Annotated in this window: 14 protein-coding genes; 13 read left to right on the forward strand and 1 reads right to left on the reverse strand. The window is 35.2% G+C overall.

Annotated features, from left to right (window positions below):
• Positions 1-75: 75 nt before the first annotated feature.
• Positions 76-738, reverse strand: a complete 663-nt coding sequence (locus O1Q80_RS03850) for a YtjB family periplasmic protein (protein ID WP_386689515.1) — start codon at positions 736-738, stop codon at positions 76-78.
• Positions 739-809: 71 nt separating this feature from the next.
• On the opposite strand from O1Q80_RS03850, the gene serB reads away from it, so the two are divergent.
• The 13 genes from serB (at position 810) to O1Q80_RS03915 (ending at position 11,779) form a co-directional block, all read left to right on the forward strand.
• Positions 810-1,754, forward strand: coding sequence for a phosphoserine phosphatase (serB, locus tag O1Q80_RS03855; protein WP_386695775.1), 945 nt, complete (start codon positions 810-812; stop codon positions 1,752-1,754).
• A 10-nt stretch (positions 1,755-1,764) separates the two neighbouring features.
• A complete protein-coding gene (locus O1Q80_RS03860) occupies positions 1,765-2,256 on the forward strand; it encodes a YajQ family cyclic di-GMP-binding protein (protein WP_386695777.1) in 492 nt (163 codons plus the stop codon).
• A gap of 775 nt (positions 2,257-3,031) precedes the next feature.
• Positions 3,032-3,316: a Flp family type IVb pilin gene (locus O1Q80_RS03865; protein WP_386695779.1), complete on the forward strand. Its 285-nt coding sequence runs from the start codon at positions 3,032-3,034 to the stop codon at positions 3,314-3,316.
• Between the two features lie 64 nt (positions 3,317-3,380).
• Positions 3,381-3,611, forward strand: a complete 231-nt coding sequence (locus tag O1Q80_RS03870; RefSeq protein WP_386695781.1) for a Flp family type IVb pilin — start codon at positions 3,381-3,383, stop codon at positions 3,609-3,611.
• A gap of 75 nt (positions 3,612-3,686) precedes the next feature.
• A complete protein-coding gene (locus tag O1Q80_RS03875) occupies positions 3,687-4,124 on the forward strand; it encodes a prepilin peptidase (RefSeq protein ID WP_386695783.1) in 438 nt (145 codons plus the stop codon).
• Positions 4,125-4,177: 53 nt separating this feature from the next.
• Positions 4,178-4,966, forward strand: a complete 789-nt coding sequence (locus O1Q80_RS03880; protein ID WP_386695785.1) for a flp operon protein C — start codon at positions 4,178-4,180, stop codon at positions 4,964-4,966.
• A 2-nt stretch (positions 4,967-4,968) separates the two neighbouring features.
• Positions 4,969-6,363: a type II and III secretion system protein family protein gene (locus O1Q80_RS03885; RefSeq protein ID WP_386695786.1), complete on the forward strand. Its 1,395-nt coding sequence runs from the start codon at positions 4,969-4,971 to the stop codon at positions 6,361-6,363.
• Entirely contained in the window at positions 6,360-6,854 is a 495-nt protein-coding gene (locus O1Q80_RS03890; RefSeq protein WP_386695788.1) for a protein RcpB, read from the forward strand. The genes O1Q80_RS03885 and O1Q80_RS03890 overlap by 4 nt, the downstream gene beginning before the upstream one ends.
• A gap of 25 nt (positions 6,855-6,879) precedes the next feature.
• Complete coding sequence (locus tag O1Q80_RS03895) at positions 6,880-8,001, forward strand: pilus assembly protein (RefSeq protein ID WP_386695790.1); 1,122 nt, start codon at positions 6,880-6,882, stop codon at positions 7,999-8,001.
• Between the two features lie 14 nt (positions 8,002-8,015).
• On the forward strand, positions 8,016-9,296 hold the full coding sequence (locus O1Q80_RS03900) for a CpaF family protein (RefSeq protein ID WP_386689538.1): 1,281 nt from the start codon (positions 8,016-8,018) through the stop codon (positions 9,294-9,296).
• Complete coding sequence (locus O1Q80_RS03905; protein ID WP_386695791.1) at positions 9,293-10,186, forward strand: type II secretion system F family protein; 894 nt, start codon at positions 9,293-9,295, stop codon at positions 10,184-10,186. The genes O1Q80_RS03900 and O1Q80_RS03905 overlap by 4 nt, the downstream gene beginning before the upstream one ends.
• Positions 10,183-11,040: a type II secretion system F family protein gene (locus O1Q80_RS03910; protein WP_386689542.1), complete on the forward strand. Its 858-nt coding sequence runs from the start codon at positions 10,183-10,185 to the stop codon at positions 11,038-11,040. Before O1Q80_RS03905 ends, O1Q80_RS03910 begins: the two co-directional genes overlap by 4 nt.
• Positions 11,030-11,779: a tetratricopeptide repeat protein gene (locus O1Q80_RS03915; RefSeq protein ID WP_386695792.1), complete on the forward strand. Its 750-nt coding sequence runs from the start codon at positions 11,030-11,032 to the stop codon at positions 11,777-11,779. Before O1Q80_RS03910 ends, O1Q80_RS03915 begins: the two co-directional genes overlap by 11 nt.
• Positions 11,780-11,791: the final 12 nt, after the last annotated feature.

Genomic DNA, 11,791 nt, shown 5'->3' on the forward strand with positions numbered 1-11,791 from the left:
CATGTATTATAAAAAAAGCACACTTTCGGTTATCTCGAAATAAAGTGCGGTTAAAATTTGATTAATTTTGCTCTGTTAAACTCTGCGGCGGCGGCGATGAAAATTTTTACTCGCATTGGTTTTCTGAATTAACTCATGAGCAGAGGATAGTTCCAGCCGTTTGGTACGGCGATATTGGGTTAAAAAATAATGTATAGAACTGGTTAGCATTATACCAGCCGCAAGAACAATCAACAATTCAGCGTATAAACGATGAAAAAGTTGATCGATTTTACCTTGTGTGGTTTGGACATGTTTGGTATCAAACGTAATACGCAAAAAACCCTCCACGCCATTGGTAGAATAAATCGGTTCAACAATTTGTTGGGTGGTCATATCATTATTTTTGGCTAAACCTAATTGCTGTTTTAAATTTAATCGGTTACTACTTTGGGCTAATAGCTCACCATTGCTGGCATATAAAGACGCATCGAGAACAAAACGTTCTTTGGTTAAATTATCTAAACTTTCCGTTAATTTTTCCGCTTTGGCATTGTTTAGCAACAGCAGAGAAAGAATGTTAGTTTGTTGCCGCACTAACAAATGGGACAAATTTGCCACCTGATTCATACTGGCTAACTGCGAACCAAGGCGGAATTGTTTGACCCCAAATAAAATAACCGCCACCATAGCCACACAAAGCAGGCAGATAATGAGTAACATACCCAGTTTTGTTAGTTTTTGTTTGATTATTTGCAAGTTGTTTTACCCAAATATTTTGTAATAATGTATGATTGTAGCACTACAATAAAAAATTAACAGGATTTCTTATGCAAACTATTTTACAAAAATTTCCCCATTTTCCCACCGCACTTTTCACTGAACAGCCTATTGTCGCCAAACAAGGCTATTCTATTTTATTCAGTCCGCAGTTAAATCTCGAAAAATTAATGGCTTTCCAACAAAAGTGCGGTGAAAATTTTCAGATTTTTGACTGCTGGGAAATTGCCAACAATGTGGTGATCCTAATCCAAGGGGAATTTAGCCCTAATTTTATTGCGAACGCTCACCAATTACAATTAGACGCAGCCGTAATCAATTTTAACGCAAAATTAAGTCAAGCAGGCTTGTTAGTGATGGATATGGATAGCACGGCGATTAAAATTGAATGTATTGATGAAATTGCCAAACTTGCTGGCACGGGCGAACAAGTGTCTGCGATTACGGCGGCTGCCATGCGGGGCGAATTAGATTTCGCCCAAAGTTTACGCCGCCGTGTAGGCACGTTAACAGGGGCAAAAGAAAGTATTTTAGGCGAAGTTCGCCAACACTTACCCTTAATGGACGGTTTAACAACAACTGTGCATGAATTGCAAAAACATCATTGGAAAATCGCCATTGCCTCGGGGGGATTTACCTATTTCGCTGATTATCTCAAACAAATGTTGCAGTTAGATTATGCCATTGCTAATCAATTTGAGATTGACAATGGCATGCTCACGGGCAAACTGCAAGGCGATATTGTAGATGCACAATATAAAGCCAATGTGTTACAACAGCTCACCCAACAGTTTAATATTGATCCGAGCAACACGGTCGCCATTGGTGACGGAGCGAATGATTTAGCCATGCTGAAAATTGCCGATTTGGGTGCCGCATTTCACGCCAAACCAAAAGTGCAACAACAGGCTCAAGTTGTGGTAAACTTTGCAGATTTAACGGGATTACTGTGCTTGCTAAGTGCCAGTGATCGGATTGCTAATTTAACTAAATAGGAGAACAAAAATGCCATCATTTGATATTGTGTCTGAACTCACCATGCACGAAGTGCGTAATGCGGTGGAAAATGCCAACCGAGTATTAAGCTCACGTTATGACTTCCGTGGCGTAGAAGCGGTGATTGAACTGAATGAAAAAAACGAAAGCATAAAAATCACTTCAGAATCAGATTTCCAATTAGAACAATTGTTAGAAATCTTAATCGGCTCTTGCATTAAACGTGATATTGACAGCACATCGTTAGATGTACCGCCCGAAAGCGAGCATCACGGTAAATTGTATTCCAAAGAAATCAAATTAAAACAAGGGATTGAAACCGACATGGCGAAAAAGCTGGTTAAATTGATTAAAGACAGCAAAATCAAAGTACAAACCCAAATTCAAGGGGAACAAGTGCGTGTTACAGGCAAATCTCGAGATGATTTACAAGCGGCAATTCAATTAGTCAAGGGAGCAGAATTGGGACAACCATTCCAATTTAATAATTTCCGTGATTAATAAAAGCTAATTTAACCCGAAGTGCGGTCGAAAAATACTGAATTTTCAACCGCACTTTTTTTCTAACTGCAATTTGTGGATTGTGCTTAATTTGCCCCCTTACCAAAGAAAAAATTGAATTTATCACAACCTTTTAACAAATTTGATCGATTTTAACAGAATGTTATTCCCCTTATAAATATCATGGCTTTATAAATATTAATTAAAATCAATGAGTTACTAAAAGGGGGGAGAGGCTGGCGTGTTCCTTTTAGTGAGATTTTTCATATTTTGGAGCATATATTTAACAATTTGTCAACTTGCTATCTTGTGGTAATTGTCTAAGTATTAAGCTATTGCATTCAAAATGAACAAAAATAGTTGATAATCATTCTTTTTCAACTGAAACCGTTCAGCAAGCATGTATTCTATTAATTAATTGAAATTTAAGGGAAAGTTATGTATATTAATTAAGCAAACGATTGCTATGGTTAATATTTAATCTATCTAGTGGTTAGAGGTCTGACCAGTTGTGGTTTTGAAAAAATTAACTGTACTTCAAAAAAAATTTATGGATAATTCGCATCCATATTGGAGCTGAAATTCAATATACCCGTATTTTTGTAATAATAATCCAGTGCAGGATTGAAGATTGAATCTGGTTGAATGAAGTGCAATGTGGTTATTTTTATAGCAAAAAATACACGAAATAATCGAATCTGACTTAGACTAATTTAAGTTGGGTTCAAAAGTCCTAAACATATTTTTTCATAAACAAAAGAGAGGAAATTGAAAGATGTTATCAAACATTTCAAGAAAAGCTAATATGGCAGTAACTGAAGGGTTACGTAACTTTAAAAATGATCAAAAAGGGGTAACTGCTATTGAGTATGGTTTAATTGCTATCGCAGTTGCAGTACTTATTGTTTCTGTATTCTATGGTAATACTGGCTTTATCAAAACATTACAAGGTAAATTTGATAATTTAACTACTACTATTAGTAGTGCTGTAGTCACAACAGGTACAGGAGGTACAGGTACAAATTCAAGTTCAACTACACCTGGCACTAATCAGCAATAATAAAAATAATAAACACCAGTATCTAACTCAGTTTAGATACTGGTTTTAAATAGGACAGTAAAGAATGTTATCTAAGCTGACAAGCGAGATTTATCTTGTGGTAGCGGAAAAGTTATATAAATTCAAGCGAGATCAAGTGGGAGTAACAACTACCGAATATGCCTTAATGGCGGTAGTTATTGCGGTCTTTGTGGTAGCAGTATTTTATAGCAAAAATGGTTTTGTGGCTGAATTGTCATCTAAATACAGTGGCTTAACCAGCACCGTGACCGATGCGGTGGTAACAACTCAATAAGTTAATTTTAAAAAAGTAATAAGGGGAAATGGATTTCCCCATTCTTATTATTATAAAGCATAAAGTAGTAAAGTGATGTTTAGAGCAAATCTCATAATATTTTTTGATATCCTGACCATTCTTTTATTAATCAATGTTTCTTACTCTGATATTAGACGTAGGATTATTGAGAATAAAATCGTTGTTATTTTATGTTTTATATTAATAATGTTAACTTGGTTGAAATATGAAACCATTTTTATTTTAACCCCAATATGTGTTTTACTGATAGGATTTTTATTATTTAGCCTGAAAGTCATAGGCGGTGGCGATGTAAAACTGATTGCCGCATTAACCTTATCTTTACCAAATGATCAAATCCCATCACTTTTCTTTTTTATTACGCTCTCAGGGCTACTTGTTATTATCTGGGGTTTTCTGTTTCACAGAAAATCTATTACAAACAACGGTGTACCTTATGGTGTTGCCATTAGTTTGGGTTATTTAGTCAATATGTTTTTGTATAGTACATAACCCCTTGCGTTATGACTATATTAACTTTATTAAATTTAATTTAAGGATTAAAAATGAATTATAGAATTCTTTTTTTCATTTCATTTCTTATTCTTGCCGTTGGTTTAGGTGGATTATTCTTGATTCCATCATCAAATGAATCTGATTCTGATGTAGGACTTGAGAACCAAACCACCGAAATCAAAGAACAAGGGAAAGAACAAAAATTAATTACCACTGCGGTATTAACGCGTAATGTAACCAAAGGATCATTACTTCAAGCAGAAGATTACACCCTTTCTGATTTAACCGTTGATATAGATAGCCCTTTAGTTGATAAGGATGTGAAAAGCTGGATTGATAACTCGGCGAATCATTCTTTACAAGGTTTTTTAATGTCTGAAAACTTAACCAAAGATTCTTTCTTATCAAAAGATAATATCATTTCACCTGACGACACCAGATTTTTACTTTCTAGCGTAGATGGCAAACGTGAAGTTGCCTATCGTATTTATGTTAAACCAGAAGATGCTTATTTGTTAGATACTGTGTTGGCAGGTGGTTCAGTGTCTATTTTTGGTCAACAAACTGCCAAAGGATTTGACAGTGCGGACAGAAATGAATTAATCAAAGTGATTGACAATGTGTTGGTGTTATACACGAAGAAATTTTCCGATAACGAAATTCAAAGATCGGATAGCAAAGATTTCGCTGGTTATATTACAGTGAAAGTCGAAGCCGACCAAGTGCAAAACGCTTATTCCGTTGCCAAGGAAAGCAAATTAATCGTTTTACCAACCAATACAGAAGCCTCCACGATTAATCATCGTGGCATGTTTATTAGAAAATTAAGAGGACAATAAGAATGTTGACCAGTAGAAAAAAATGGCTAGCTAAGTTTATTGGTGTAGCATTAATCTGTTTATCATATAACGCTTTTTCTCAAACCTTTAATTTGGAAAAAGGACAATCTCGTTTAATTAAATCAGATCAAAAAATTGATACGGTGTTTGTTTCTTCTCCGAATGTGGCGGATTATGAAATTTTAGATGATCACAGTTTTATGATTTATACCAAAGCAGAGGGTAAATCAGAAGTGGTTGCCTTTGACGAGCAAGGTAATCAAATCAAATCCGATATAATTAATGTGAATAACGCATTAAATAACATTTCTGATACTAACAATCAAATTAAAACACGTTTCCCAAATAGCAAGCTTTCAGTTAAAAAAGTCGGTAAGGCTTATGTAATTGAGGGTGAAGCCAATTCAGAAAATGAACGTGATGAAGTAAATCGTATCGTGGGTGCTTCATTAGGTTCTAGCCCGAAAGTGACGGAATACAAATTGCAACATACTAATGGTAGTGATGATAAAGTATCGTTTTTAGATAAATATAGCTATGACGATGTGATTAATAATTCTCAAGTTGCTGATAATGTGCAAATCAACGTGAAATTAACCGTAGTTGAAGTGAATAAGAAATTTTCTGATGCGTTAGGAATTAACTGGAATAATCTACAAGGCAATCTGATCAATAACTTGGGTAAAAGTTTTTCTGGCAGTGGCAGTTTTAATGGTACAACGGGCGGAACCTTGACCCTTAATGCTGAAGGACTAAGTATTTTTATTAATGCGTTAGATAATCAGAACAACGGTAAAATCCTTGCCGAACCGAATATTTCCATGTTATCAGGTGAAACAGCGGATATTTTAGTTGGGGGCGAGATTCCTTTTGCTCAACGTGACCGTGATGGTAATCCAAGTATTATTTACAAAGATTTCGGGATTAAATTGGGCGTGGGTGCGAAATTACAAAAAGATAATCGCATTCGTTTAGCGTTGGCTCAAGAAGTGAGTACCTTAGCGGGTAACTATACCTATGACGGTATCGGTGAAGTGCCATATTTCAACACTCGCCGTTCTAAATCAACCTTTGAAATTGCAGACGGAGAAAGTTTTATTATCGGTGGTTTACTCAGCCAAGATGATATTGAGGGTTTATCTAAAATTCCTGTGTTAGGCGATATTCCAATTTTAGGTGCATTTTTCCGTAGTGCCTCAACTAGCCATGACAGCAGAGAGTTAGTGATTGTGGCAACAGTTAATTTGGTGAAAGCCGTGAGTGAAGATCAAATTGTTTATCCATCATTTGAACAAACTGGTACTATGGAACGTTTCTTCAATGTAACACCGTTGAAAAAAGTTTACCACAAAACACTGACTTCTAATTTCTTGAGAAATGGAGGATTTATCCAATGAGAAGAATTTTAGCAGGATTATTATTAGGCGTGTGCTGTCAAACAGCATTCGGACAAATGAATGAGTTGGTGAAAAATACCGCTATCGCACAGCCAACCCAAAGTAAATATGCACCGCATGCTCAATTAGTGAACCGTCATGTATTAGCCAATAATACAGATTTAGCCGTCCACAATGTTGTGCGTGATGTAGTACGTGATGTGGGCAGCGATAAAAGCAAAAAGGTCAATATTATTTGGGCAAATTCATCAGCAAAACATAATGCGGAACATATTCAAAAAGCCTTGATTGTGAAAGGAATTAAGAAAAATAATATTCAAATCCAAAATGGTAGCAAAAATCAGATGCTTTATCCGCTCTATGTTGAAGTCGCACATTGGGGTGCGAAGAAAACAAATTGCCGTTTTGATACCGCAGAGGACCACATGAGTTATGATCCTTATAACCCTTGTGCTACGAAAAATAACTATCGAATTCAATTAAAAAACTAATCGGGAATTTATTAAAGGTCAATTTATGTTGTTACTTGATAAAGAAAATGTTGTTACAGATAGTGCAAGAAAAATAATTATTCTATCTGAAAGAGAAGAAATACAGACTCATGTTGCACAATTACTGCGTACTCGTGGTTTAGAACGAATTGAAATTGTCGAGAAAGATTTTTTAACTGATGATGATATAACTTTTAACGCAGAGGAAACTGTAGGGATCATTGCTGATATCCATAATGCCTCTAATGTCAAAGTTATTTCTGAACGTGTCAATGCAGTTGTGCCACAACATATTTGGTGTTGCCTAATTGGGACATGTGACTCTATTTCTATTGCACAAAAATTATTGAATAAAAATATTCTTTATTTCAATAGTGATTCTCAATTAATCCAAATGGCAGAGAGAATTATTTCTGCTGGGGTAAGTATTCCACAAGTTAGAAATACCATTAAAGTCTGTGTGTTAGGTTGTAAAGGCGGAATTGGTGCAAGTTTTATTAGTTCGCATATTGCCAGTAATATTGCGGCAAATAAAAAAGTTCCTATTTTATTAGCACAGGGTTCAAATGGATCACAAGATTTGGATCTGTTGTTTGATAAAAAAGTACAAGATATTGTGGAATATGAATCAAATTTGCATTTATTCAAAGGCGAACCACAAAATTTAGATGTGGCACTCACCGAAAAATACAATTTTATTATTTATGATCAACCTATTTTCAATGTACACCCTGAGCAATTTGCTAGTTTCATTGATTATAGTAACAATTTTGTATTGGTGGTTGAACGCCGTATTAGCTCATTACGTGTGGCTAAACAATTTTTAGAACAATGTGATCGTATTTCTGGCACGACAGGCAAAGCAATTCGTACGTTTATTTGTATTTCAGATAGTTCGTTGGAAACTTCCAAATTAATGGCAAGAACTGATATTGAATCTTTATTAGGCTGCCCTGTTGATGCGGTAATTCCATTTTTGAAACAAACTGAAAGCCGCACTGTTTTATCAGTGAAGTTGCCAAAAGAGGGTCAAACTGAAATTAATAGTTTAGCAATGAAAGTGCTTGGTACGATTTCACGTACCACATTCCGCCGTAATAAAAAGAAAAGTAGTTTATGGACTTCTATACTTGATGCCTTTAAATAAGTAGGTGAATTTAGATGTTAACTAAAGAACAACAAATCTTTTTTCGAAATGAGCTATTAAGTAATTTAGATATTGAGAAACTTGATCAGATACAAGATGAAAGAAATGAAGTTATTGATGAACTAATTCAGGTTGTATCTCAAGTTTCTGCGAATCATAACCTTTATATTACTTCTGCGGATGCCCGTTTTATGGCGGAAGTCATTGCTGATGAAATTGATGGTTATGGACCCATGCGAGAATTAATGGCTGATGATACGGTCAATGATATTTTAGTTAATGGTCCTGATGATGTTTGGGTAGAACGTGCGGGTTTATTGGAAAAAACTAATAAATCCTTTATCGACAATAATCAGCTAACGGATATTGCAAAACGTTTAGTGGCAAGAGTGGGTCGCCGTATTGATGACTCTTCACCTTTGGTGGACTCACGTTTACCAGATGGTAGCCGTTTAAATGTGGTGGTACAGCCGATTGCGTTAGATGGTACTTCTATTTCTATTCGTAAATTTAGTAAGTCAAAAAAATCACTACAGGAATTAGTGAATTTTGGTTCAATGTCACGTGAAATGGCGAACTTTTTAATTATTGCTGCCAGATCTCGAGTCAATATTATCGTTTCAGGTGGTACAGGTTCAGGTAAAACAACCTTGTTGAATGCCTTATCTAACTATATTTCGCCACAAGAACGGGTAATTACATTGGAAGATACCGCTGAATTACGTTTGGAGCAACCGCACGTTGTTCGGCTAGAAACACGTTTAGCGGGGGTTGAGCATACTGGTGAAGTAACCATGCAAGATTTGGTGATTAACTCTTTACGTATGCGACCAGAACGTATAATTGTCGGGGAATGTCGTGGTGGGGAAGCCTTTCAGATGCTACAAGCAATGAATACGGGACACGATGGTTCTATGTCAACCCTGCACGCCAATAGCCCGCGAGATGCTTTAGCTCGTTTGGAAAGTATGGTGATGATGTCAAACGCTTCACTGCCACTCGAAGCAATTCGCCGTAATATTGCTTCTGCGGTTAATATTATTATTCAAGCCACACGTTTAAATGATGGTTCAAGAAAAATTATTAATATTACCGAAATAATGGGCATGGAAAATGGGCAAATTGTATTGCAGGATATTTTTAACTTTGAGCCAAGCCAACATCGTGATAAAGATGGTAAAATTCTCGGCGAATTTGTTTGTCACGGCTTGTTGAAACGTTCGATTGTTGCACAAAATGCACAGATCTTTAACTTAGGTTCAGAGTTGGCAAGTATTTTTGAGGGGGTTGAATGAGTACTCTTCTTCTATATTACTTAGTAGTATCTTTCGGGGTATTATTATTTATTTATACTGCAACGATTTTCTTTTCTACTCGCAAGAAAATTAATAATAGACGTAATGTTTCATTTAAGACGTTTAGTAATTTTGTTGCAGACCTGAAAGCAAAATTTGTATTATGGAAATATTATTTCGTTTCGGGTAATAGTAAAAATTTAAGTAGAAATGTGCTGATTACTTTGGCTATCTTTTTTACTTGTTATTACTTGAATTATGAATTTATTAAATGGGATCGATTTGTTTTCGCTGGCTTTTTCTTAGTGCTGTTGGTGTTGTTTGTGTGGAAAAAAGGACAACGTCATAATAGAAAAATTTTTGAAGATAAGTTTCCTGAAGTCATACAAATCTTGAACTCAGCCACTTCCTCAGGTGCAGGCTTATTACAAGCACTTGGGCATTGTGGCAGAGAAATCCCAGGGCAATTAGGCGATGAATTTAAATCGATTCATAAACGTTTAGCCATTGGTGAAGATGCAGCTTCGGTGTTTGATGACAGTTATAGCCGTTATCCTTATAAAGAATTTTATTTTTTCATTACGATTGTTCGGATTAACCTTGATAAAGGGGGACAAATGCGTGAAGTTATTTTCCGCTTAGGTCGAATGATCGCTGATAGTAAAAAAATGGAAAAGAAAAAAAGAGCAATGACCTCGGAAGCTCGTATGTCAGCCATGATTGTAGCGGCTTTCCCAGTGCTATTTTTTATCTTTATGAGATTCACCATGCCAGAAAATTATGACTATGTAGTTAATGATCCTAGTGGACGTATTATTCTTTATTATGTACTAGGTAGTGAACTTTTTGGTATGTCAATTATTTGGTGGTTAATGAGGAAGTCAACATGACATTAAATGTATTTCTATACTATTTCACATTAACGTTATTCGGAATGATTTTGTTGTTTTTTGCATTTTCGGCTAAAAAGAAATTAGATCGGAATAAAGAATATATTTCAGGCGAAAAACCAAAAGAGAAAGATGACACAGAAATTAATCAGGGTAAAAATAAACAACAACTTGAACTAGAGTTATTATTAATCAATAATAACCCAGTGCTGAAAGTGTTAGGTATTTTTGATAAAAATATAAAACTTAAGATTTTATTAACCTTATTTTTATTCTGTATTTATTATCTTTTTAATCAGGACGCTGATTCAATTTCTATGCTATTAGCTGGTGCGGTAATATTTGTTTTTGTTATTCTTGTTCCAGGGATTACAACCAGTACTGTATTAAAAAGAAAAATTAAGAAAATAATGGTAGATTTACCAGGCTTTGTTGATCTTGTGGCGGTCTGTATTCAAACTGGGATCAGTATTGATGCGGCATTAAAGCGTGTTGCAAACGATTTCGAAGTATTAAATTCTGATCTAAGTTATGTAATGTTACGTATTATTCGGAAATCTGAAATTACGGGCTTGAGTGCAGCATTGCAAGATTTAGCAATTTCTTTGCCAACCAGAGAAATTCGAATGTTTTGTACTGTATTACAGCAAAGTCTTAGTTTTGGTTCTTCTATTTATTCACATTTAACGCAGTTATCTGCCGATATTCGAGAAACACAGTTATTAGAAATAGAAGAAAAATTAGGTACGCTTGCCGCTAAAATGAGTGTTCCTTTAATTCTGTTTATTATGTTTCCAATTATTATTTTAATCTTAGCACCGGGTGCAATGAGGGTATTTCCAAATGTATTTTAAATTAATTAAAAAAGTATTACTTCTAGGTTTCGTTGTTTCGTTGACTGCTTGTGCAAACTTCAATAAACCAACAACTGCAGAGAATTTTGAAGCAAAAGAAAAGCTATATGAAAGCACCAAAAATTACGGTGGTTTGATTTCGCTTTATCGTGATTCATTAAAAACCAATGATGATCCGAATGTTCGCTATAAACTAGCCAATAGTTATCATATCAAAGGAGATTATAAATCTTCTATGTTATATTTAACGCCATTATTGGATTTGCAAAGCCCGTTAGCTGTTCAAGCGAGTGTGTTGCAAGTTAAAAACTTAATTCAGTTGAAACAATATGCTCAAGCAGTTTCAGCCGCAGATGCTGTGCTACAAAGAGATCCGAGAAATGCTGAAGCCTATAATTTGCGTGGTATTGCTTTCGCACATCTAGGACGTTTATCTGAAGCTCAAAATGATCTTGTGAAAGCCAGAGAATTTTTCCTTAACGATGTGGCTGCGATTAATAATATGGCAATGTTAAATATTATTAGTGGTGACTACCGTAATGCGGTAGATTTGTTACTACCACAATATTTAAATGGGGTGAAAGATCAACGCTTAATTCATAATCTAGTTTTTGCTTTAGTGAAAAACAATGATACTGATTACGCCTTAGATATTATTCGTAAAGAACGTTTAAGCACCTCGCCAGAAGATCTTGTATCCGCATTAAAAAAAGCAGAAAAAATCACCGCACATAAATAATCAGGATAATAA

This window comes from Lonepinella sp. MS14435, assembly GCF_042485795.1.
Taxonomy (GTDB): domain Bacteria; phylum Pseudomonadota; class Gammaproteobacteria; order Enterobacterales; family Pasteurellaceae; genus Lonepinella.

What these genes read in the sequence shown, in the direction of transcription:
- serB (WP_386695775.1), top strand. Translation starts at nt 810, where the DNA reads ATGCAAACTATTTTACAAAAATTTCCCCATTTTCCCACCGCACTTTTC.
- O1Q80_RS03860 (WP_386695777.1), top strand. Translation starts at nt 1,765, where the DNA reads ATGCCATCATTTGATATTGTGTCTGAACTCACCATGCACGAAGTGCGT.
- O1Q80_RS03865 (WP_386695779.1), top strand. Translation starts at nt 3,032, where the DNA reads ATGTTATCAAACATTTCAAGAAAAGCTAATATGGCAGTAACTGAAGGG.
- O1Q80_RS03870 (WP_386695781.1), top strand. Translation starts at nt 3,381, where the DNA reads ATGTTATCTAAGCTGACAAGCGAGATTTATCTTGTGGTAGCGGAAAAG.
- O1Q80_RS03875 (WP_386695783.1), top strand. Translation starts at nt 3,687, where the DNA reads ATGTTTAGAGCAAATCTCATAATATTTTTTGATATCCTGACCATTCTT.
- O1Q80_RS03880 (WP_386695785.1), top strand. Translation starts at nt 4,178, where the DNA reads ATGAATTATAGAATTCTTTTTTTCATTTCATTTCTTATTCTTGCCGTT.
- O1Q80_RS03885 (WP_386695786.1), top strand. Translation starts at nt 4,969, where the DNA reads ATGTTGACCAGTAGAAAAAAATGGCTAGCTAAGTTTATTGGTGTAGCA.
- O1Q80_RS03890 (WP_386695788.1), top strand. Translation starts at nt 6,360, where the DNA reads ATGAGAAGAATTTTAGCAGGATTATTATTAGGCGTGTGCTGTCAAACA.
- O1Q80_RS03895 (WP_386695790.1), top strand. Translation starts at nt 6,880, where the DNA reads ATGTTGTTACTTGATAAAGAAAATGTTGTTACAGATAGTGCAAGAAAA.
- O1Q80_RS03900 (WP_386689538.1), top strand. Translation starts at nt 8,016, where the DNA reads ATGTTAACTAAAGAACAACAAATCTTTTTTCGAAATGAGCTATTAAGT.
- O1Q80_RS03905 (WP_386695791.1), top strand. Translation starts at nt 9,293, where the DNA reads ATGAGTACTCTTCTTCTATATTACTTAGTAGTATCTTTCGGGGTATTA.
- O1Q80_RS03910 (WP_386689542.1), top strand. Translation starts at nt 10,183, where the DNA reads ATGACATTAAATGTATTTCTATACTATTTCACATTAACGTTATTCGGA.
- O1Q80_RS03915 (WP_386695792.1), top strand. Translation starts at nt 11,030, where the DNA reads ATGTATTTTAAATTAATTAAAAAAGTATTACTTCTAGGTTTCGTTGTT.